Raw genomic sequence first — 223 nt, forward strand, 5'->3', positions numbered from 1 at the left:
GCACATGAACCTGTGGGTCACAGCCGAATCGGCGTGGATGGACATGCTTAAGTGGGATGACTGCAAACCCTTAGTCCCGCCGCATGAGCTGAAAACTTACCCGATGTGGGTTGGCGTGGACTTGGCGAACAAGATTGATATCTGTGCGGCGGTGAAAGTGTGGCAGGCGAACAATGGTCATATTCACGCCGACTTTAAATTCTGGTTACCGGAAGGCCGACTG

1 protein-coding gene is annotated in these 223 nt (G+C 53.4%); it reads left to right on the forward strand.

From position 1 onward, the window contains the following. Positions 1-223: terminase TerL endonuclease subunit (locus tag AAC854_RS23805; RefSeq protein ID WP_340619205.1), on the forward strand; the 223-nt coding region annotated here is incomplete at both ends.

Source organism: Xenorhabdus entomophaga (assembly GCF_037996725.1).
In the GTDB taxonomy this organism is placed as follows: domain Bacteria; phylum Pseudomonadota; class Gammaproteobacteria; order Enterobacterales; family Enterobacteriaceae; genus Xenorhabdus; species Xenorhabdus khoisanae.